32 protein-coding genes are annotated in these 21136 nt (G+C 34.9%); 2 read left to right on the top strand and 30 right to left on the bottom strand.

Annotated elements, in window-relative coordinates; all coding sequences use genetic code 11:
• Positions 1-18 precede the first annotated feature (18 nt).
• The 30 genes from rpsD to rpsL all read right to left on the bottom strand — a co-directional run bounded on the left by rpsD (position 19) and on the right by rpsL (position 15882).
• On the bottom strand, positions 19-624 hold the full coding sequence (gene rpsD / locus J7574_RS17395; RefSeq protein WP_008464326.1) for a 30S ribosomal protein S4: 606 nt from the start codon (positions 622-624) through the stop codon (positions 19-21).
• Positions 625-715: 91 nt separating this feature from the next.
• Complete coding sequence (rpsK, locus tag J7574_RS17390) at positions 716-1099, bottom strand: 30S ribosomal protein S11 (protein ID WP_026727866.1); 384 nt, start codon at positions 1097-1099, stop codon at positions 716-718.
• 8 nt (positions 1100-1107) lie between these two features.
• Positions 1108-1482: a 30S ribosomal protein S13 gene (rpsM, locus tag J7574_RS17385; RefSeq protein ID WP_008464322.1), complete on the bottom strand. Its 375-nt coding sequence runs from the start codon at positions 1480-1482 to the stop codon at positions 1108-1110.
• A gap of 2 nt (positions 1483-1484) precedes the next feature.
• Complete coding sequence (ykgO, locus tag J7574_RS17380; RefSeq protein ID WP_002987490.1) at positions 1485-1601, bottom strand: type B 50S ribosomal protein L36; 117 nt, start codon at positions 1599-1601, stop codon at positions 1485-1487.
• 12 nt (positions 1602-1613) lie between these two features.
• A complete protein-coding gene (infA, locus tag J7574_RS17375; protein ID WP_007136545.1) occupies positions 1614-1829 on the bottom strand; it encodes a translation initiation factor IF-1 in 216 nt (71 codons plus the stop codon).
• Positions 1830-1836: 7 nt separating this feature from the next.
• The gene (gene secY / locus J7574_RS17370) at positions 1837-3183 is read right to left on the bottom strand and encodes a preprotein translocase subunit SecY (protein WP_008464318.1); all 1347 of its coding nucleotides are present in this window, start codon (positions 3181-3183) and stop codon (positions 1837-1839) included.
• Positions 3184-3196: 13 nt separating this feature from the next.
• Positions 3197-3649, bottom strand: a complete 453-nt coding sequence (gene rplO / locus J7574_RS17365) for a 50S ribosomal protein L15 (protein ID WP_179002200.1) — start codon at positions 3647-3649, stop codon at positions 3197-3199.
• Positions 3650-3660: 11 nt separating this feature from the next.
• A complete protein-coding gene (gene rpmD / locus J7574_RS17360) occupies positions 3661-3843 on the bottom strand; it encodes a 50S ribosomal protein L30 (RefSeq protein WP_008464315.1) in 183 nt (60 codons plus the stop codon).
• A 10-nt stretch (positions 3844-3853) separates the two neighbouring features.
• On the bottom strand, positions 3854-4378 hold the full coding sequence (gene rpsE, locus J7574_RS17355) for a 30S ribosomal protein S5 (protein WP_085949269.1): 525 nt from the start codon (positions 4376-4378) through the stop codon (positions 3854-3856).
• Positions 4379-4381: 3 nt separating this feature from the next.
• Positions 4382-4732 (bottom strand): 50S ribosomal protein L18, encoded by a 351-nt coding sequence (gene rplR, locus J7574_RS17350; protein WP_035650451.1) that lies wholly within the window; start codon positions 4730-4732, stop codon positions 4382-4384.
• Between the two features lie 11 nt (positions 4733-4743).
• Positions 4744-5286, bottom strand: a complete 543-nt coding sequence (gene rplF, locus J7574_RS17345) for a 50S ribosomal protein L6 (protein ID WP_290971412.1) — start codon at positions 5284-5286, stop codon at positions 4744-4746.
• A gap of 18 nt (positions 5287-5304) precedes the next feature.
• A complete protein-coding gene (gene rpsH, locus J7574_RS17340; protein WP_008464306.1) occupies positions 5305-5703 on the bottom strand; it encodes a 30S ribosomal protein S8 in 399 nt (132 codons plus the stop codon).
• A 105-nt stretch (positions 5704-5808) separates the two neighbouring features.
• A complete protein-coding gene (rpsN, locus tag J7574_RS17335; protein WP_008464305.1) occupies positions 5809-6078 on the bottom strand; it encodes a 30S ribosomal protein S14 in 270 nt (89 codons plus the stop codon).
• 3 nt (positions 6079-6081) lie between these two features.
• Positions 6082-6633 (bottom strand): 50S ribosomal protein L5, encoded by a 552-nt coding sequence (rplE, locus tag J7574_RS17330; protein WP_017495015.1) that lies wholly within the window; start codon positions 6631-6633, stop codon positions 6082-6084.
• Between the two features lie 2 nt (positions 6634-6635).
• A complete protein-coding gene (gene rplX, locus J7574_RS17325; protein ID WP_008464300.1) occupies positions 6636-6950 on the bottom strand; it encodes a 50S ribosomal protein L24 in 315 nt (104 codons plus the stop codon).
• Positions 6951-6961: 11 nt separating this feature from the next.
• The gene (gene rplN, locus J7574_RS17320; RefSeq protein WP_007803649.1) at positions 6962-7330 is read right to left on the bottom strand and encodes a 50S ribosomal protein L14; all 369 of its coding nucleotides are present in this window, start codon (positions 7328-7330) and stop codon (positions 6962-6964) included.
• 2 nt (positions 7331-7332) lie between these two features.
• The gene (rpsQ, locus tag J7574_RS17315; RefSeq protein WP_008464298.1) at positions 7333-7593 is read right to left on the bottom strand and encodes a 30S ribosomal protein S17; all 261 of its coding nucleotides are present in this window, start codon (positions 7591-7593) and stop codon (positions 7333-7335) included.
• A gap of 17 nt (positions 7594-7610) precedes the next feature.
• A complete protein-coding gene (gene rpmC / locus J7574_RS17310; protein ID WP_008464297.1) occupies positions 7611-7802 on the bottom strand; it encodes a 50S ribosomal protein L29 in 192 nt (63 codons plus the stop codon).
• A gap of 12 nt (positions 7803-7814) precedes the next feature.
• On the bottom strand, positions 7815-8240 hold the full coding sequence (gene rplP, locus J7574_RS17305; protein WP_008464295.1) for a 50S ribosomal protein L16: 426 nt from the start codon (positions 8238-8240) through the stop codon (positions 7815-7817).
• Between the two features lie 19 nt (positions 8241-8259).
• Positions 8260-9018 carry a 30S ribosomal protein S3 gene (gene rpsC / locus J7574_RS17300; protein ID WP_008464292.1) on the bottom strand — a complete coding sequence of 253 codons (759 nt, stop codon included), beginning with the start codon at positions 9016-9018 and terminating at the stop codon, positions 8260-8262.
• A 5-nt stretch (positions 9019-9023) separates the two neighbouring features.
• Positions 9024-9437 carry a 50S ribosomal protein L22 gene (gene rplV / locus J7574_RS17295; RefSeq protein ID WP_007803631.1) on the bottom strand — a complete coding sequence of 138 codons (414 nt, stop codon included), beginning with the start codon at positions 9435-9437 and terminating at the stop codon, positions 9024-9026.
• 8 nt (positions 9438-9445) lie between these two features.
• Positions 9446-9724 carry a 30S ribosomal protein S19 gene (gene rpsS, locus J7574_RS17290; protein ID WP_008464288.1) on the bottom strand — a complete coding sequence of 93 codons (279 nt, stop codon included), beginning with the start codon at positions 9722-9724 and terminating at the stop codon, positions 9446-9448.
• A gap of 6 nt (positions 9725-9730) precedes the next feature.
• Complete coding sequence (gene rplB / locus J7574_RS17285) at positions 9731-10555, bottom strand: 50S ribosomal protein L2 (protein WP_008464287.1); 825 nt, start codon at positions 10553-10555, stop codon at positions 9731-9733.
• Between the two features lie 9 nt (positions 10556-10564).
• Positions 10565-10855, bottom strand: a complete 291-nt coding sequence (gene rplW / locus J7574_RS17280) for a 50S ribosomal protein L23 (protein ID WP_008464286.1) — start codon at positions 10853-10855, stop codon at positions 10565-10567.
• 7 nt (positions 10856-10862) lie between these two features.
• The gene (gene rplD / locus J7574_RS17275; protein ID WP_111379744.1) at positions 10863-11492 is read right to left on the bottom strand and encodes a 50S ribosomal protein L4; all 630 of its coding nucleotides are present in this window, start codon (positions 11490-11492) and stop codon (positions 10863-10865) included.
• Positions 11492-12109, bottom strand: coding sequence for a 50S ribosomal protein L3 (rplC, locus tag J7574_RS17270; protein WP_144217592.1), 618 nt, complete (start codon positions 12107-12109; stop codon positions 11492-11494). Before rplC ends, rplD begins: the two co-directional genes overlap by 1 nt.
• A 405-nt stretch (positions 12110-12514) precedes the next feature.
• Entirely contained in the window at positions 12515-12820 is a 306-nt protein-coding gene (gene rpsJ / locus J7574_RS17265) for a 30S ribosomal protein S10 (RefSeq protein WP_007803605.1), read from the bottom strand.
• A 10-nt stretch (positions 12821-12830) separates the two neighbouring features.
• Positions 12831-14987: an elongation factor G gene (fusA, locus tag J7574_RS17260; RefSeq protein ID WP_026727878.1), complete on the bottom strand. Its 2157-nt coding sequence runs from the start codon at positions 14985-14987 to the stop codon at positions 12831-12833.
• Between the two features lie 10 nt (positions 14988-14997).
• Positions 14998-15474, bottom strand: a complete 477-nt coding sequence (gene rpsG / locus J7574_RS17255; RefSeq protein ID WP_026727879.1) for a 30S ribosomal protein S7 — start codon at positions 15472-15474, stop codon at positions 14998-15000.
• A gap of 24 nt (positions 15475-15498) precedes the next feature.
• On the bottom strand, positions 15499-15882 hold the full coding sequence (gene rpsL / locus J7574_RS17250; protein WP_007136570.1) for a 30S ribosomal protein S12: 384 nt from the start codon (positions 15880-15882) through the stop codon (positions 15499-15501).
• A gap of 182 nt (positions 15883-16064) precedes the next feature.
• Here rpsL and J7574_RS17245 point away from each other — a divergent pair, with 182 nt between their 5' ends.
• The gene (locus tag J7574_RS17245; RefSeq protein WP_290971382.1) at positions 16065-17765 is read left to right on the top strand and encodes a hypothetical protein; all 1701 of its coding nucleotides are present in this window, start codon (positions 16065-16067) and stop codon (positions 17763-17765) included.
• An 88-nt stretch (positions 17766-17853) separates the two neighbouring features.
• On the top strand, positions 17854-21132 hold the full coding sequence (locus J7574_RS17240; protein WP_290971380.1) for a SusC/RagA family TonB-linked outer membrane protein: 3279 nt from the start codon (positions 17854-17856) through the stop codon (positions 21130-21132).
• Positions 21133-21136: the final 4 nt, after the last annotated feature.

Genomic DNA, 21136 nt, shown 5'->3' with positions numbered 1-21136 from the left:
TTTCGACTAAGTCAATTATTATTTGTTGTACAACTCTACGATTAATTGTTCTTTAATGTTTTCTGGAATTTGAAGTCTCGCAGGTACAGAAACGAAAGTTCCTTCTTTAAGATCATTGTTCCAAGTAATCCATTCATAAACATGACTTGAATTTGATAAAGAACGTTCGATAGCTTCTAAAGATTTAGATTTTTCACGAACTGCAACTTTATCACCAGGCTTAAGGTGGTAAGAAGGAATATTAACAACCTCTCCATTTACAGTAATGTGTCTGTGAGAAACGATTTGACGCGCACCTCTTCTAGATGGAGCAATTCCCATTCTAAAAACAACATTATCCAATCTTGCCTCGCATAATTGTAATAAAACTTCACCAGTTACTCCTTTAGTTGCTGATGCTTTTTCGAATAAATTTCTGAATTGTTTTTCTAAAATTCCATAAGAATATTTAGCTTTTTGCTTTTCCATTAACTGAACAGCGTACTCAGATTTTTTTCCTCTTTTTTTAGCCATCCCGTGTTGTCCAGGTGGGTAATTTCTTTTTTCGAAAGATTTATCATCTCCGAAGATTGCTTCGCCAAATTTACGAGCGATTTTGGTTTTAGGACCAGTATATCTTGCCATTTTAAAAAAAATTTAAGGTAGAAATTATGAATTCAGGTCTAATCCTTCGATAATCTATGTTCTACCTTGTTTATACTATAAAAATAAAAAATTAAACTCTACGTCTTTTTGGAGGACGACATCCGTTGTGTGGCATTGGAGTAACATCAATAATTTCAGTAACTTCAATTCCACCGTTATGAATAGAACGGATAGCAGACTCACGTCCGTTACCTGGTCCTTTTACATAAACTTTCACTTTTTTAAGTCCTGCCTCAAGTGCTACTTTAGCGCAATCTTCTGCTGCCATTTGAGCCGCATAAGGAGTGTTCTTTTTAGAACCTCTGAAACCCATTTTACCAGCTGAAGACCAAGAGATAACTTCACCTTTCTTATTAGTCAAAGAAATAATAATGTTATTAAAAGTGGCAGAAATATGAGCCTCACCCGTTGATTCAACGATAACTTTACGTTTTTTTGCAGTTGCTTTAGCCATATTACTTATTATTTAGTTGCTTTTTTCTTGTTAGCAACAGTTTTTCTTTTACCTTTTCTTGTTCTTGAGTTGTTTTTAGTTCTTTGTCCTCTTAATGGAAGACCAGATCTATGACGAATACCTCTGTAACATCCAATATCCATTAAACGTTTAATGTTTAAAGAAATTTCAGAACGTAATTCTCCTTCAATTTTGTAAAATGAAACAGCTTCACGAATCGCTCCGATCTCGTCATCATTCCAATCTTGAACTTTTTTATCTTGGCTAACTTGAGCTTTTTCTAAAATCTCAATAGCTCTACTTTTTCCTAATCCGAAAATATAGGTAAGTGCGATAACACCTCTTTTGTTTTTTGGGATATCTACCCCTGCTATTCTTGCCATAATTATCCTTGTCTTTGTTTAAATCTAGGATTCTTTTTGTTTATTACGTACAGTCTCCCTTTTCTACGCACGATAATGCACTCGGCACTTCTCTTTTTTACTGATGCTCTAACTTTCATAGTGAATATCCTTTAATATCGATAAGTAATTCTTGCTTTTGACAAATCGTAAGGACTCATTTCTAGTTTCACTTTATCACCAGGTAATAATTTGATGTAATGCATACGCATTTTACCAGAAATATGAGCAATTACAATATGTCCATTTTCTAACTCTACACGGAACATTGCATTAGATAATGCTTCTATAATTGATCCGTCTTGTTCTATTGCTGATTGTTTTGCCATAAATATATTAAGCTACCGCTTTTCTATTTTTACCAGTCTTCATTAAACCATCATAATGTTTGTTTAACAAGTATGAATTGATTTGTTGAATAGTATCTATTGCAACTCCAACCATAATTATTAATGAGGTACCTCCAAAAAACATTGCCCAAGATTGTTGTACATCCATAATACTTACAACAATAGCTGGGAACACAGCAATCAAAGCAAGGAATAAAGATCCTGGGAAAGTTATTAAAGACATCACTTTATCAAGGAAATCAGAAGTTTCTGCTCCTGGACGTACGCCTGGAATAAAACCACCGCTTCTTTTTAAATCATCAGCCATTTTGTTAGTAGGAACGGTGATTGCAGTATAAAAGAATGTAAATACAATAATTAAAGTTGCAAAAACAAAATTATACCAGAAACCAAACATATTACTAAATGCACCAACAATAGATTGTGATGTATCTGATTTAGACAATCCAGCCACTGCTGCAGGGATAAACATAATTGCCTGAGCAAAAATGATTGGCATAACTCCAGAAGCATTAAGCTTTAGAGGAATCCATTGTCTATTACCTCCTGCCAAATCTTGCTCGTAATCTCCAGTTGTTGTACGACGAGCGTATTGTACTGGAATTTTACGTACTGCCATTGTAAGCAATACACAAGAAATGATAACTAACAGCCACACAATAATTTCAATAACTAATAACATTGGACCTCCATTGTTATTGGTAACACGTGTTGTAAACTCTTGAATAAAAGCTTGCGGTAAACGTGCTAAAATACCAACCATAATTAACAATGAAATACCATTTCCAATACCTTTATCTGTAATTTTCTCACCAAGCCACATAGCAAAAATTGTACCTGTAACTAAAATGATAACAGACGAGAACAAAAATTCAGGTGAATTAAAGCCTAGCAAAAATGCATTACTAGGCAATGTTCTGTATAAATTATAGATATAAGTTGGACCTTGAACCAATGTGATAGCGATTGTCAACCAACGAGTGATTTGATTAATCTTTTTTCTACCACTTTCCCCATCATTTTGAAGTTTTTGTAAATATGGAATCGCAATTCCCATTAACTGAACAACAATAGACGCAGAAATATAAGGCATGATACCTAAGGCAAAAACTGAAGCCTTAGAGAAAGCACCCCCGGTGAACATGTCTAGAATAGATCCTAGACCATTTTTAGTTTGTCCCGCTAAACCAGTCAATTGCGTTGCGTCAATTCCAGGAAGCGTAACGTGTGCTCCAAAACGATATACTAAAAGTAATCCTAAAGTAATTAAGATTCTATTCTTTAGTTCTTCGATTTTCCAAACATTACTTATTGATTCAATAAATTTCTTCATCTTAATAGATAAGTTATATAGTTACAGCTTCTCCACCAGCAGCTTCGATAGCAGCTTTTGCAGTAGCAGTAAATTTGTGGGCAGTTACTTTTAATTTTGCTTTCAATTCTCCTCTACCTAAAATCTTAACGATTTCATTTTTAGTAGCTAGACGATTTGCTACAAATTCTGCCATTGATACAGAATCAGTAATTGCACCATTGTCAACTAGTAATTGAAGAGTATCTAAATTAACACCTTCGTATTCTTTACGATTGATGTTTTTGAAACCAAACTTAGGTACACGTCTTTGAAGTGGCATTTGTCCTCCTTCAAAACCAATCTTTTTAGAATAACCAGAACGAGATTTAGCTCCTTTGTGTCCTCTTGCAGCGGTACCACCTTTTCCAGAGCCTTCTCCTCTACCTAATCTTTTATTTTGATTGTGTGTAGATCCTTCAGCAGGTTGTAAGTTACTTAAATTCATAACAGTATTTGTTATTTAGCTTCTTCAACAGAAACTAAGTGTTTAACTTTGTTTATCATCCCAAGGATAGCAGGATTTGACTCATGCTCCACAACTTGTCCAATTTTACGTAGACCTAAAGCTTCCAAACCTCTCTTTTGAGAAAGAGGGCAGTTGATTTTGCTTCTTACTTGTTTTACTAATAATTTAGCCATAATTTCCTAATTAACCTTTAAAAACTTTCTCTAAAGAAACACCTCTTTGTTTTGCAACAGTGTGAGCGCTTCTCATTTGCAATAAAGCATCAAAAGTTGCTTTTACTACGTTATGTGGATTTGATGATCCTTGAGATTTAGACAATACATCGTGAATACCTACTGACTCAAGAACTGAACGAACAGCTCCACCAGCGATAACTCCAGTACCATGAGATGCTGGAATTAAGAATACGCGTGCACCACCAAATTTACCTTTTTGTTCGTGAGGAACTGATTGACCATTTAAAGGAATTCTAACTAAGTTTTTCTTTGCATCTTCTACTGCTTTCGCAATTGCTTCAGAAACGTCTTTAGATTTTCCTAATCCGTGACCAACTACTCCATTTTCATCACCTACAACTACAATAGCAGAAAAACCGAAAGCTCTACCTCCTTTTGTAACTTTAGTAACACGATTAACACTAACTAGACGATCTTTTAATTCAAGACCACTAGGTTTTACCAATTCTACATTTTTGTATTTAGACATAATATATTAGAATTTAAGTCCAGCGGCTCTTGCGCCTTCTGCTAATGATTTAATACGACCGTGATATAAATACCCACCTCTATCGAAAGTGATAGTATCGATCCCAGCTTTTAACGCTTTCTCTGCAACTAATTTTCCAACAGCAGCAGCTACTTCAACGTTAGTACCTTTTCCTATTTCTTTTTCTCTAGAAGATGCAGCTAAGATAGTAACTCCATTTACATCATCAATGATTTGAGCGTAAATTTCTTTATTACTTCTAAATACAGAAAGTCTTGGTCTTGCAGCAGAACCACTAACCGATTTTCTAATTCTGAATTTAATTCTCTGTCTTCTTTCAGATTTTGTTAATGACATAATCTTATATTTTAAGCTGATTTACCTGCTTTTCTTCTTAATACTTCACCCACAAATTTAACACCTTTTCCTTTGTATGGCTCTGGCTTACGGAAACCTCTGATTTTCGCAGCAACTTGTCCTAAAAGTTGTTTATCAAATGATGTTAATTTTACGATTGGGTTCTTACCTTTTTCAGATATTGTTTCTAGAGATACTTCTGGAGCAATTTCTAAAACAATATTGTGAGAATATCCAAGAGCTAAATCTAACTTTTGTCCTTGGTTTGAAGCTCTATAACCAACTCCAACTAATTCAAGTTCTTTTGTAAAACCTTCAGATACACCAACAATCATGTTACTGATTAATGCTCTGTATAATCCGTGTTTTGCTCTTTGGTCTTTATAATCAGATGATCTTTCTACTACGATTTGATCACCTTCAACTTTTACAGTTACGTCCGAAAACTCCTGAGTTAGTTGACCTCTTTTTCCTTTTACTGTAATACTACCGTCTTTAACTTCAACAGTTACACCAGCAGGAATTACAATTGGGCTTTTACCTATTCTTGACATCTTATCTAGTGTTTAAAATTAGTATACGTAACAAATTACTTCACCACCTACATTTAATTGCTTCGCTTGTTTTCCAGTCATCAAACCTTTTGATGTAGAAACGATAGCAATTCCTAATCCATTAAGGATTCTTGGTAATTTGGCAGCACCTGCGTACTTACGTAAACCAGGTTTACTAATTCTTTGGATATCTTTGATTACAGGCTCTTTAGTATCTTTATCATACTTCAAAGCAATTTTGATAGAACCTTGTACAGTGTTCTGCTCAAATTTGTAACTCAAGATGTAACCTTGATCAAATAAGATCTTAGTTATCTCTTTTTTTAGATTAGATGCTGGAATTTCAACAACTTTGTGGTTTGCAGCCACAGCGTTACGAACTCTAGTCAAATAATCTGCAATAGGATCTGTATACATATGTATTTGATTGCGATTATGGTTTTCGGGAAACACTCGTTTCCCGAACCTTTAATCAATTAAAAATTATTTTTTGGTTTGCAAAAGTAATAACTTATTGCGAGATTACCAAGAAGCCTTTTTAACTCCTGGAATTAATCCATTGTTAGCCATTTCACGGAAAGTTACACGTGAAATACCGAATTGACGGATATAACCTCTAGGTCTACCTGTTAATTTACAACGGTTGTGTAAACGAACTGGTGAAGCATTTTTAGGTAATCTTTGTAAACCTTCGTAGTCTCCAGCTTCTAATAAAGCTTTTCTCTTCTCAGCATACTTAGCTACCGTTTTCTCTCTTTTCACCTCGCGGGCTTTCATTGATTCTTTAGCCATGTCTTAATTCTTTTTAAAAGGTAATCCTAATTCAGCCAATAATGACTTTGCTTCCTTATCAGTTTTTGCAGTAGTAACAAAAGTAATATCCATTCCTGAAATTTTGTTTACTTTGTCAATATCAATTTCTGGGAAAATGATTTGCTCTAAAACTCCAAGATTGTAGTTACCCCTTCCGTCGAAACCAGTAGCTTTAATACCACTGAAATCTCTTACACGTGGTAAAGCAGAAGTAATAAGTCTATCTAAAAACTCATACATTCTTTCTCCACGTAAAGTAACTTTTGCCCCAATAGGCATTCCTTTTCTCAATTTGAAAGACGCAACGTCTTTCTTAGAGATTGTAGAAACTGCTTTTTGTCCAGTGATCTTTGTTAACTCATCAACTGCATAGTCAATAAGTTTTTTATCAGATACAGCTGCACCAACTCCACGGCTCAAAACGATTTTTTCAAGTTTTGGAACTTGCATTACGTTTGTATATCCGAACTCTTCTTTAAGAGCAGAGATTACTCTACTCTTATATTCTTCTTTTAGTCTAGGTGTATATGCCATTACTATAGTACTTGATTAGATTTTTTTGAAAATCTTACTTTCTTATCTCCTTCTACTCTAATACCTACTCTAGTTGTTTCCTTAGTTTTAGGATCAATTAAAGCAATGTTAGAAATTTGAATAGAAGCTTCTTTCTTAACGATACCACCTTGAGGGTTTTTAGCACTTGGTTTAGTATGTTTTGAAACCAAGTTCACACCTTCAACTATCGCTTTGTTTTTTTCACGGTAAACACGTAAAACTTTACCTTCAGCACCTTTATGGTCTCCAGCAATAACTCTTACGATATCTCCTGATTTTATTTTTAGCTTTATCATCTTAAAACGAATTAAAGCACTTCTGGTGCTAATGATACAATTTTCATGAATTGTTTTTCACGAAGTTCTCTTGCTACCGGACCAAAAACACGAGTTCCTCTCATTTCCCCTGCAGCATTCAAAAGAACACATGCATTGTCATCGAAACGGATATAAGAACCATCAGCTCTTCTCACTTCTTTTTTAGTACGTACAACAACTGCAGTTGAAACAGCTCCTTTTTTCACGTTTCCGTTTGGAGTTGCATCTTTGATAGAAACTACAATTTTGTCACCAACAGAGGCATATCTTCTTTTAGTACCTCCTAAAACACGAATAGTTAAAACTTCCTTAGCTCCCGTGTTATCTGCTACTTTTAGTCTTGATTCTTGTTGTACCATAATTATTTAGCTCTTTCTAAGATTTCAACTAATCTCCAACATTTTGTTTTACTTAAAGGACGCGTTTCGCTAATTCTTACAGTATCTCCAATGTTACAGTCGTTTTTTTCGTCGTGTGCAACATATTTCTTAGTTTTCAACACGAACTTACCGTATAATGGGTGTTTTACTTTTCTTACTTCAGAAATAACGATAGATTTATCCATCTTATTTGAAGTAACAACACCTATTCTTTCTTTTCTTAAATTTCTTTTTTCTTCCATCTTTCAGCAGAATACAATTATTGTAACTCTCTTTTAGTTAACTCTGTAGCCAATCTTGCAACTGTTCTTCTAACGCTTCTAATTTGAAGTGGGTTAGCAATTGGAGAAATAGCATGAGCCATTTTTAGGTCAGCATATACTTTCTTAGTTTGACTAAGCTTTTCTTGCAACTCCGCTGCAGAAAGATCTTTTATTTCTGATTGTTTCATAATAAATATAAATTATGCTTCGAAATCTCTAGCAACGACGAACTTAGTTTTTACTGGAAGTTTTTGAGCTGCAAGACGTAAAGCCTCTTTTGCAACTGACAATGGAACTCCTCCAACTTCAAACATAATTCTTCCTGGTTTAACAACAGCAGCCCAATACTCAACTGCTCCTTTACCTTTACCCATACGTACTTCAAGAGGTTTCTTAGTGATAGGTTTGTCTGGGAAAATTTTAATCCATAATTGTCCCTCTCTCTTCATGTAACGAGTTGCAGCGATACGCGCAGCTTCGATTTGACGAGATGTTAAGAACATTCCATCTTCATGTACAGATTTAATACCAAACATTCCATTTGAAAGTTCATGCCCTCTTTGAGAGTTACCCTTCATTCTACCTTTTTGTACCTTACGGTATTTTGTTCTTTTAGGCTGTAACATTTTTCTTTAGTTTAAAAATTTACTTTCTTTTACGAGCGTCTGGTTTTCCACCTTTGTTAAAGTTAGATTTGCCTCTAGGAGCATCTCCACCTTTTCCACCACCTGTACCAGATTGTTTTTTGTCCATTCCAGCAAGTGGAGAAAGTTCTCTCTTACCGTAAACTTCACCTTTCATGATCCATACTTTGATACCCATTCTACCGTAAGTAGTGTGAGCTTCAGCCAAAGCATAATCAATGTCAGCTCTGAAAGTTGATAGAGGAATTCTACCTTCTTTGAAACCTTCTGAACGCGCCATCTCTGCACCATTCAAACGACCAGAAATCAAAACTTTGATACCCTCAGCGTTCATACGCATAGAAGCAGCAATAGCCATTTTGATTGCACGTCTGTAAGAAATACGGCTTTCGATTTGACGAGCGATGCTTGTAGCCACAAGATAAGCATCTAGCTCAGGTCTTTTAATTTCAAAGATGTTAATTTGAACCTCTTTGTCAGTAACTTTCTTAAGTTCTTCTTTTAACTTGTCTACCTCTTGTCCGCCTTTTCCGATAATGATACCAGGTCTAGCAGTAGTGATAGTAACGGTTACAAGTTTCAAAGTTCTCTCGATGATTACTTTTGATACACTAGCTTTTGATAAACGAGCATGGATATACTTTCTGATTTTGTGATCCTCAGCTAATTTATCGCCGTAATCATTTCCACCATACCAGTTTGAGTCCCATCCTCTGATGATACCAAGTCTATTTCCAATTGGATTTGTCTTTTGTCCCATGCTGCTTAAGAATTGCTTTGTGTGTTATTGATAGCTCCAAGCACGATTGTTACGTGATTAGAACGTTTTCTTATTCTGTGTGCACGACCTTGTGGAGCTGGACGAAGTCTTTTTAACATCATTCCACCATCTACTCTGATCTCTTTAACAAATAATCCAGCTTCTTCTAAATTACCTTCACTATTTTTTTGCTCCCAGTTGTTGATTGCAGATAATAATAGTTTTTCTAATTTTCTTGAAGCTTCTTTAGAACTGAATCTTAAAATGTTAAGTGCTCTTTCTACCTTCTGACCTCTTACCAAGTCCGCTACTAAGCGCATTTTTCTAGGTGAAGTAGGGCAGTTATTCAATTTTGCGAAAGCGATAGACTTATTAGCCTCTTTTCTCGCATCTGCTGTTTCTCTTTTACGAACTCCCATTGCTTCTTTTATTTTTTACCTTTATTTTTTGCTCCAGCATGACCTCTAAAAGATCTAGTTGGTGAAAACTCTCCTAATTTGTGACCTACCATGTTTTCTGTTACGTAAACTGGTACAAATTGACGACCGTTATGAACTGCGATAGTTTGTCCAACGAAATCTGGTGTAATCATTGAAGCTCTAGACCAAGTCTTAACAACTGCATTTTTACCACTTTCTACGTTTTCTTGAACTTTCTTGTCTAATTTATAATGAACGAAAGGTCCTTTTTTTAATGAACGTGCCATATCTTATTATTTCTTTCTACGTTCTACGATATACTTGTTACTCGGGTTTTTCTTAGAACGAGTTCTGTAACCTTTAGCTGGCAATCCGTTTCTTGAACGTGGGTGCCCTCCAGAAGAACGTCCTTCACCACCTCCCATAGGGTGATCAACAGGGTTCATCGCTACTGGTCTAGTTCTAGGTCTTCTTCCTAACCATCTTGTTCTACCTGCTTTACCAGACACAACTAATTGGTGGTCAGAGTTAGAAACAGCTCCAATTGTAGCCGAACATGTTAACAAGATTAATCTTGTCTCACCAGATGGCATTTTAATTGTTGCATATTTCCCGTCTCTTGCCATTAACTGAGCAAAAGTTCCAGCTGAACGAGCGATAACAGCTCCTTGTCCTGGACGTAACTCAATACAAGATATAACAGTTCCAAGAGGAATTCTGCTTAAAGGTAAAGTATTACCGATCTCTGGTTGAGATTCTGGTCCAGAAACTAATTTCTGACCAACTTTCAATCCGTTTTGAGCGATAATATAAGTTTTCTCTCCATCAGCATAAGCCAATAAAGCGATAAACGCAGTACGATTTGGATCGTATTCGATTGATTTCACTGTAGCTGGAATTCCATCTTTAGTTCTTTTGAAATCGATAATACGATATCTCTGCTTGTGACCACCACCCGTATAACGCATGGTCATCTTTCCTTGACTATTTCTACCTCCTGAGTTTTTTATCGGTGCTATCAAAGAGCGTTCCGGCTTATCAGTTGTAATAGCGTCATAACCATTCACAACTCTAAATCGCTGACCCGGGGTAATAGGTTTTAATTTTCTTACTGACATTTTTCTATCTTAGATATTGTTGTAAAAATCAATTGTTTCTCCTTCTTGTACTTGAACAATTGCTTTTTTATATGCATTTGTCTTTCCACTGATTAAACCACTTTTAGTGTATTTAGTAGATCTATCTGGTCTCACATTCATTGTGTTAACAGAAACGATAGTTACTCCATAAGCAGCCTCAACAGCTTTCTTAATCTCAACTTTGTTTGCTTTTTTGTTAACAACGAATCCGAAGCGGTTTAGAACTTCACTTTCTTTGGTTACTTTTTCCGTTACTATAGGTCTAATAATAATGCTCATCTTCCTATTATTTACTTAAATTTTCTTCAATTAACTCTAAAGAACCTTCCAAAAGCACTAAATTATTAGCGTTTAATATTGCGTAAGTGCTTAATTCTGAGCTAGTTACGACATTTGAAGCCTTTAAATTACGTGACGACAAATATACGTTTTTATTTGACTCACCCAACACAAATAAAGATTTTTTGTTCTCTAACCCTAAAGCTTTCAAAACGTTAATGAAATTTTTAGTGTTTGGAGCTTCAAAATTAAAGTCTTCTAAAACTACAATATTTGACTCTTTTGCTTTGATAGAGAAAGCTGATTTTCTAGCTAACCTCTTTAAACCTTTATTCAATTTGAATGAATAACTTCTTGGTCTTGGTCCGAAAACTGTTCCACCACCTTTAAACAAAGGATTCTTAACACTTCCTGCACGAGCAGTACCAGTTCCTTTTTGTTTTTTAATCTTACGTGTACTTCCAGTTACTTCAGCTCTTTCTTTAGCTTTGTGAGTACCTTGTCTTTGATTAGCAAGATATTGCTTAACATCAAGATATACAGCGTGATTGTTTGGTTCAATTGCGAATACTGAATCAGAAAGTTGAACTTTTCTTCCAGTATCTTTTCCGTTGAAATCTAATACTTTTACTTCCATTACTTCTGAATGATTACATAAGAGTTTTTGTGTCCAGGAATACATCCTTTAACAACAAGTAGATTCTTTTCAGCAACTACTTTTAAAACTCTAAGGTTTTGAACTTTTACATTTTCTCCTCCCATTCTTCCAGCCATACGCATTCCTTTGAATACTCTAGATGGATAAGAAGAAGCTCCTACAGAACCTGGCGCTCTTAAACGGTTGTGCTGACCATGAGTAGCTTGTCCAACACCACCAAAACCGTGACGTTTAACAACACCTTGGAAACCTTTACCTTTAGATACACCTTGTACATCTACAAATTCTCCTTCTTCAAAAATAGTAACATCAATAAGATCTCCTAATTTTTGTTCAGTTGCAAAATCTTGGAATTCAACGACTTTTTTCTTAGCAACAGTTCCAGCTTTTTTAAAGTGCCCTAAAGCAGCTTTAGTAGAATGTTTCTCGTTTTTGTCATCGAAACCAAGTTGCAACGCTTCATACCCGTCAACCTCGTTGGTTCTGACTTGGGTAACAACGCATGGACCAGCTTCGATTACTGTACAAGGAATGTTTTTCCCGTTTTCGTCAAAAATACTAGTCATGCCGATTTTCTTACCAATTAACCCAGACATAAATATTAATTATTAATTACTAAAATTCCCTTCAATTTGAAAATAACAGAAATTTCCAAACAGGGAGTGCAAAAGTAGACATTAAAATTGAATATACCAAACGCTCACAAAAATTAAATCGCTCATAATCAAAATCCAAGCATCAAAACAACACCAAAACAAGTTCTATTTACATCAAAAACCCAACATGATTTTTCAATCTAAAAACACTTTACACTTAACGGTTAGTTAATAAAACCACAACAATAAAAACCCACAGCCCTTTAAAACAAAGGCTTTTACAAAATTTAAAAAAATCCAAAGAGACAAAAACCATGCATTTTTTCACCCTAAAAAACAACTTTTAAAAACAAAAAAAGCGAGACAAAAAATGTCTCGCTTTTTATATAAAAAAATATAAAAAAATTATACTTTAATCTCAACTTCAACTCCACTTGGCAATTCAAGTTTCATTAAAGCATCAATAGTTTTAGATGAAGATGAATAAATATCAATCAATCTCTTGTATGACATTACTTCAAATTGCTCTCTCGCTTTTTTGTTAACGTGCGGAGAACGTAATACAGTGAAAAGTTTTTTGTGAGTTGGCAACGGAATAGGACCTGTTACAACTGCTCCAGTAGTTTTTACTGTTTTTACGATCTTTTCAGCAGATTTATCTACCAACATGTGATCGTAAGATTTTAGTTTTATTCTGATTTTTTGACTCATTTTCTTAAAATTAAGCGTTACCTTTTGCTTTTTTGATTACCTCTTCTGAAATATTAGAAGGTGTTTCTGCATAGTGAGAAAACTCCATTGTTGAAGTTGCTCTACCAGAAGATAATGTTCTTAATGTAGTTACATAACCAAACATCTCTGATAAAGGCACATCAGCTTTAATAGTTTTAGCACCATTTCTATCACCCATGTCATTAACTTGACCTCTACGACGGTTCAAGTCACCTACGATATCACCCATGTTTTCTTCAGGAGTAATAACTTCGATTTTCATGATTGGCTCAAGAATAACAGCTCCAGCAGCACGTCCAGATTCTTTATAACCCATTCTTGCAGCTAATTCAAAAGAAAGAGCATCAGAATCCACAGGGTGGAAAGATCCGTCTAATAAAGTTACTTTCAAACTATCAACAGCGTATCCAGCTAATGGACCTGTTTTCATAGCTTCACGGAAACCTTTTTCAACAGCAGGGATATATTCTTTAGGAACGTTACCACCTTTTACCTCATTAACAAACTGTAATCCTACAGGAACTTTACCGTCAACTTCGTCAGCAGGCTCGATTCTAAATACGATATCACCGAATTTACCACGACCTCCAGATTGTTTTTTGTAAGTCTCTCTATGTTGAGCAGATTTAGTAAACGCCTCTTTATACTCTACTTGTGGCTCACCTTGATTAACTTCTACTTTAAACTCACGTTTCATACGATCAACTAAGATATCTAAGTGAAGCTCACCCATACCAGAAATAATAGTTTGACCTGAAGCTTCATCAGTTCTTACAGTAAACGTTGGATCTTCTTCAGCTAATTTAGCTAAAGCCATACCCATTTTATCAACGTCAGCTTTAGTTTTAGGCTCAATAGCGATACCAATTACTGGCTCTGGGAATTTCATAGATTCCAAGATAATTGGATGCTTCTCATCAGATAAAGTATCTCCAGTTTTAATATCTTTAAATCCTACAGCAGCTCCAATATCTCCAGCCTCAATAAATTCGATTGGATTTTGTTTGTTAGCGTGCATTTGGTAAATACGAGAGATTCTCTCTTTGTTACCAGAACGAGTATTTAAAACATAAGAACCAGCATCTAAACGTCCAGAGTAAGCACGGAAGAAAGCTAAACGACCTACGAATGGATCAGTAGCAATTTTAAATGCCAAAGCAGCGAATGGCTCTTTTACATCTGGTCTACGAATGATTTTAGTTTGATCCTCTTCTAATAATTCAGCATCATCAGGATGAATTCCTTCAATACCTTCTTTATCTAATGGAGATGGCAAATACTTACAAACAGCATCTAACATAAATTGAACCCCTTTGTTTTTGAAAGAAGAACCAGCAAGCATAGGAATGATAGCCATATCAATAGTAGCAGCTCTCAATGCATTGTTGATTTCCTCCTCAGTAATAGAGTTCTCATCTTCCATATACTTATCTAAAAGATTTTCATCGTAAGTAGCAATCTCTTCGATAAGAATAGAACGGTAATGCTTAACATCATCAACCATGTCAGCTGGGATATCAACAACGTCAAAAGTAGCTCCTTGAGTTTCATCATGCCATACGATAGCTTGATTTTTAACTAAGTCAACAATACCTTTAAAATCTGCTTCATCACCAATAGGCAAAGTAATTGCAACCGCATTCGATTTCAACATATCTTTAACCTGTCCGCATACAGCTAAGAAGTTAGCACCTTGACGGTCCATTTTATTTACGAATCCCATACGAGGAACTCTATATTGATCAGCAAGTCTCCAGTTAGTTTCTGATTGTGGCTCAACACCATCTACAGCACTAAATAAGAAAACTAAACCATCAAGTACACGTAAAGAACGGTTTACCTCTACAGTAAAGTCAACGTGTCCAGGAGTATCAATAATATTAAAGTGGTACGGTAATGATTCTGGAATAACTTTACCTTGTACAGTTGGGAAGTTCCAAGTACAAGTTGTAGCAGCAGAAGTAATTGTAATACCTCTCTCTTGCTCTTGAGCCATCCAGTCCATTGTTGCAGCACCATCGTGCACCTCACCAATTTTGTGTGACTTTCCAGTATAAAAAAGAATACGCTCAGTTGTTGTTGTTTTACCAGCATCAATGTGAGCAGCGATTCCGATATTTCTTGTATATTTTAAATCTCTAGCCATTTCTTACGAATTAAAATCTAAAGTGAGAGAATGCTTTGTTAGCTTCTGCCATTTTGTGAGTATCCATTCTTTTCTTAACCGCAGCACCTTCTTCTTTAGCCGCAGCTAAACACTCAGAAGCTAAACGTTGCGCCATAGATTTTTCATTTCTTCTTCTTGAATAAAGTATTAACCACTTCATTGCCATAGAAATTTTTCTGTCTGGACGAATTTGCATTGGGATTTGGAATGTAGCTCCACCAACTCTACGGCTACGTACTTCTACGTGAGGCATAACGTTTGTTAAAGCATCTTTCCAGATCTCTAATGAAGTTTTCTCATCATTTTGCTTTTTAGTTTCGATGATATCAATAGCATCATAAAATACTTTAAAAGCTGTAGATTTCTTACCATCCCACATTAAGTTATTCACAAAACGCGTTACTAATTGGTCGTTAAACCTTGGATCCGGTAAAAGTGGTCTTTTCTTTGCCGCTCTTTTTCTCATGTCTTTTTCTTAAAAGTTTTTAAATTACTTTTTTGCTTCTTTTGGGCGTTTAGCACCGTACTTAGATCTTCTTTGCGTTCTTCCTGCAACACCTGACGTATCAAGCGCTCCACGAACGATGTGATATCTAACACCTGGTAAATCTTTTACCCTTCCACCTCGCACTAATACTATCGAGTGCTCTTGTAGATTATGTCCTTCTCCTGGGATGTAAGCATTCACCTCATTACCATTTGTCAAACGTACACGCGCAACTTTACGCATTGCAGAGTTTGGTTTTTTTGGTGTAGTAGTGTAAACACGCGTACAAACCCCTCTTCTTTGAGGACAAGAATCTAAAGCAACCGATTTACTCTTCTTAGTGATCTGAGTTCTTCCTGTTCTTACTAATTGTTGAATTGTTGGCATAATTAATACTAAAAATTATTATGTTTATTAAATTCCCGCTTTTTACGGGGTTGCAAATGTATAAAATATTTTTCAGTATACAAACGTTAAATCATTAATTTTCAATAACATTATTTATATCTATGATTTCACAAAGAAACATTAGATATTTGCTTTACAATTAACTAACAAAACAATTGCTTTTGAAACAATTATATTACATACTCATTTTTCTTTTATCATCTAATTGTTTCGCACAATCTTTTTACCTTAATATAAACGGAATCAATAAAAAACAAAATCAAACCATCGATTCGATTCCTTACACAAAAAAACACCCAAACATTAAATCCCTAAACAGTGAAATTTCAACAGTAACAAACAGACTTGCAAAACAAGGCTACCTTGACTCTAAAATATTAGAAAACAAAAAGACAAACGATAGTACCTACAATGTTTTAATAGACCTAAAAAACCAAATAAAAGAAGTCCATATATATATAGGTACAAATAGTTCTTTTTATGATTCAAAAAAAATATCAAAAGACACCATATTTATACCTTACAGAGAACTTGAGAACTTCTTAAATCAGAAAATATCAGACAAAGAAAAAGCGGGTTTTGCATTTTCAAAAATCAAACTACAAAATATCAAAAAAAAGAATTTGATAATTTACGCGGACTTAAGTTTTGATTCCGAAAAAAAAAGAATCTTAAATTCTATTATTGTAAACTACACGAATCCTGCCATGATCGATTATTTTCCAAAAGGAGCATTAAAACAATTAAACAAAAAATACGTTAACAGAACTTTTAATCAAGAAACCGTTAAAAAACTTTACGATGATATTAATAGTTTTGAATTTGTTTCTCAGCCTAAGTATCCAGAAATCTTATTCACTCCAGATTCAACTAAAATCTATACTTATCTCGACAAAAGAAAAGCAAATAATTTTGATGGCTATATTGGATTTTCAAACGATGAAAGTAAAAAAATACGCCTTAACGGGTATTTAGACATCTCCTTATTAAACATACTTCGTGCAGGCGAACAATTTTCTTTATACTGGAAAAGCGATGGCAACAAGCAAACAACATTTAATACAAAACTTGAAATCCCCTACATTTTCAAATCAGCATTAGGAATAAAAGCCCAACTAAATATTTTCAAACAGGACAGTACCTTTCAAAATACAAAAACCGCAATAGATCTAGGCTATTATTTAAATTACAATTCTAAAGTATACATTGGATATCAATCAACAGAATCAAGTGATATTCAAAACAACAATAGCGCAACAATCAGCGATTTCAAAAACTCATACCTTACTTCTACCTTAGAATACAAAAAAAACAATAGCTCCAATGATCTTTTTCCAAGAAAATCATACGCAAGTCTATTATTTGGTTACGGAAAAAGAACAACAAACAACACTACTGAAACCACAGAAACAACCAAGCAATTTTACACCAACCTAAATCTGTCTTACAATTTCGAATTAAACAAAAAAAGCTTTATCTACATCAACCCCCAAATCTTATATCTAAAAAGCGATAATTATATAACAAATGAGCTTTTCAGATTTGGAGGATTAAATTCAATTCGAGGCTTTTCAGAAAATAGTCTTCAAGGAAATATGGCAAGTCTATTCATTACCGAATACAGATATTTACTTAGTTCAAATTTATACCTACACACAATACTTGATTATGGAATTTATCAAGATCAAACTTCAATAAAAAATAGCGAAAAATTCAGCAGTTTAATCAGCGCTGGTGTAGGCTTAGGACTACTAACAAAAAATGGCTTATTAAAAATATTTATAGCAAACGGTAGCACAAATCAAACCGAAATAAAGTTTTATAACAGTATACTCACAATATGTTACAATGTTAAATTTTAGCTATTTGTAAAAATTTGTTAACACAATATTAGGATTTTTAACAAGTAATTACGAATATTACAGTACTAATTCAAAATATTTGACAAATATGAAACCAAAGTTTAACAAAATCTTAGTGTTTTTACTAGCACTAATCGCGCAACTAACCTTTGCGCAAGAAAGAACAGTTTCGGGTGTTGTGACCGATGATGCCAATATGCCTTTACCAGGCGTAAGCGTATTAATAAAAGGGACAAAAACCGGAACACAAACCGATTTTGACGGAAAATATTCCATCAAAGCAACATCGAACCAAGTTTTAGTTTTTAGCTACATTGGAATGAAATCTCAAGAATTTCCAGCAAGCTCAACTAAAGTTAATGCTAAACTATCCAGTGACGCACAACAATTAGAAGGAGTTGTAGTTACAGCTTTAGGATTATCAAGAGAGAAAAAATCTCTTGGTTATGCAACTCAAGAAGTTAAAGGAGAAAATTTGGCCGCCGTTAAAAGCGACAACTTCGTAAATGCCATATCAGGAAAAGTTTCTGGGGTACAAGTAAAAAGAACAACCAATTTTGGAGGTTCTACCAATATTGTAATTAGAGGAAATTCTTCTCTAACAGGAAATAACCAAGCTTTGTTTGTGATTGACGGGGTTCCTGTAAGCAACAACAATTCAAACACAAGAGATCAAGAGCAATCTGGAGCAGGTTACGATTACGGAAGCGCAGCATCAGACATCAACCCTGAAGACATCGAATCTATTAACGTTCTTAAAGGCTCTGCCGCAAGTGCACTTTATGGATCAAGAGCCGCTAATGGAGTTGTTGTTATCACAACAAAAAAAGGAAACAAGAAAGCAAAAGGCTACTCTGTCACTATTAATTCAGGCGTAACCATTGGCTCTATTGACAAAAGCACTTTCATAAAATATCAAAAACAATATGGTGCCGGGTACGGACCGTATTATGGTCCAGACGAAGATTCGTATTTAGATCATATTGATATAAATGGAGACGGAATTTTAGACAACGTAACACCTTTAACTGAAGACGCATCATATGGACAAGCTTTTGATCCAAAACTAATGGTTTATCAGTGGGATGCATTCTATCCTGAATCTCCAAATTATATGAAAGCCACACCTTGGCTAGCCGCAAAAAATGGTCCTATCACTTTTTTTGAAAAACCAGTAGCCCTTACTAATTCCATTTCGATAGACAAAGGTTTAGAAAATGGATACTTAAGAATAGGAGCCAACAATCTTGACCAGACTGGTTTATTGCCAAACAGCAGCTTGAAGAGAAACACTTTCACCTTGAACGCTTCTACCCTAATCAACGACAGATTAACCATAGCGGGATATGGAAATTTTTCAAGAACAAGCACAATTGGTAGAAATAGCACAGGTTACAATGACAACATTGCTGGTAATTTCAGACAATGGTGGCAAACCAATGTTGATATAAAAGGCCTAAGACAAGCTTATCAACTTACAGGGCGCAATGTATCATGGAATCCAAATTCGTACACTAATCCGACTCCTATATTTTGGGATAACCCGTATTTTCAGCGTTATGAAAATTATGAATCAGATAGCAGAAACAGATTTATAGGAAATGTTTCTTTAAACTACAAAATAGCAAGCTGGCTAGATGCCTTTGGCCGAGTTTCTGTTGACACATATGACGAACTGCAAGAAGAAAGAAGAGCCATTGGAAGTGTTCCTGTTAATTTTGGAATTGGAACTGGCGGTGGCGACGGCTCTCTTAACAGAAGCCCAGCATCATCTGGTTACTCTCGCAAAAACATAGGATTTAGTGAATACAACTATGACTTCATGCTAAACTACAACACAGATATCACAGAAAAACTAAATTTAAAGGGTGTTGTTGGGGTTAACATTAGAAGAAGCTACTACAATTCAATATTCGCAGCAACAAATGGCGGACTTGCTATACCAAAATTATATTCTTTACAAAACACAGTAAGTCCACTATTAGCGCCAATAGAAAGAGATGAAGCTATAGGTGTAGATGGCCTTTACGGAAGCGCATCTTTTGGATATGAAGATTATTTATTTCTAGAGGGGACAATCAGAAGAGATCACTCTTCAACTCTTCCAGAAGCAAACAGCACCTATTACTACCCTTCTGTTTCTACCAGCTTTGTATTCTCTAAATTTGTAAAAGCAGATTGGCTATCCTTTGGAAAAGTAAGACTTAACTATGCCGAAGTTGGAAACAGCCCTGGTTTTGACAGAGTTTTAGACACATACGCAGTTAACACAGCATTTGGGGCAGCATCAGCATCTGTAAAAGACACTAAAAACAATCCTAACCTAAAACCAGAACGTACAAAAAGTTACGAAGCAGGTCTAGAACTTTCGTTCTTTAAAAAAAGATTAGGATTTGATTTCTCTTACTACAAATCAAATTCAATTGATCAGATCATACCATTAAGACTTACTGCTTCTACAGGATATCTTTACGAATTAATTAATGCCGGTGAAATTGAAAACAAAGGGATTGAAATAACATTAAATGGTACGCCTGTAAAAACAGATACTTTTTCATGGGAAATAAATTTAAACTTTGCCAGAAATAGAAACAAAGTATTAGATCTATTAGACGGTATTAACAACCTACAATTGGGATCTTTTCAGGGAGGTGTGACAATAAATGCTGCTGTCGGGCAACCATATGGTGTTATATATGGCACACAATATACTTATTTAAATGGACAACGAGTTGTTGACCCTAGTAATGGTCAATATATAAAAACTTCAACATCTGATAATCCAATTGGAAATGCAAATCCAGATTATACTGGAGGTTTAAATAACAAATTCACTTACAAAAACTTCTCACTTGAATTTTTAATTGACATGCAAAAAGGTGGACAAATATTCTCATTAGACCGTTATTATGGTTTAGCAACAGGTCTACCAGACGATACAGCTTATTTAAATGACCTAGGAAATCCTATTAGAAATCCATTGACGTCTGGATCTGATAGTGGAGGTTTTATAAACCCAGGAGTAAATCCTGATGGCAAAGTAAACACCACTAGAATTAATGCAAGCCGATTTGGCGCTCAAGGATATAGAAGAGGCCTACCAGACGAAGCATTTGTATACGATGCCAGCTACATCAAACTTAGACAAACATCAATTACATATTCTCTACCACAAAGTATATTAAAAAATACATTCATAAACGGAATGACTTTTAGCATTGTTGGAACAAATCTCTGGATTATACACAAAAACCTACCAGATGCAGATCCAGAATCAGGATTGGGAGCTGGTAACTTGCAAGGCTACTCTACAGGATCTTTACCTTCTACAAGAGACATTAGCTTCAATATTAAATTCCAATTTTAAATCT

It is taken from the genome of Flavobacterium sp. (genome assembly GCF_017744675.1).
GTDB lineage: Bacteria > Bacteroidota > Bacteroidia > Flavobacteriales > Flavobacteriaceae > Flavobacterium.
This window is presented reverse-complemented; position numbering and strand designations above follow the sequence as displayed.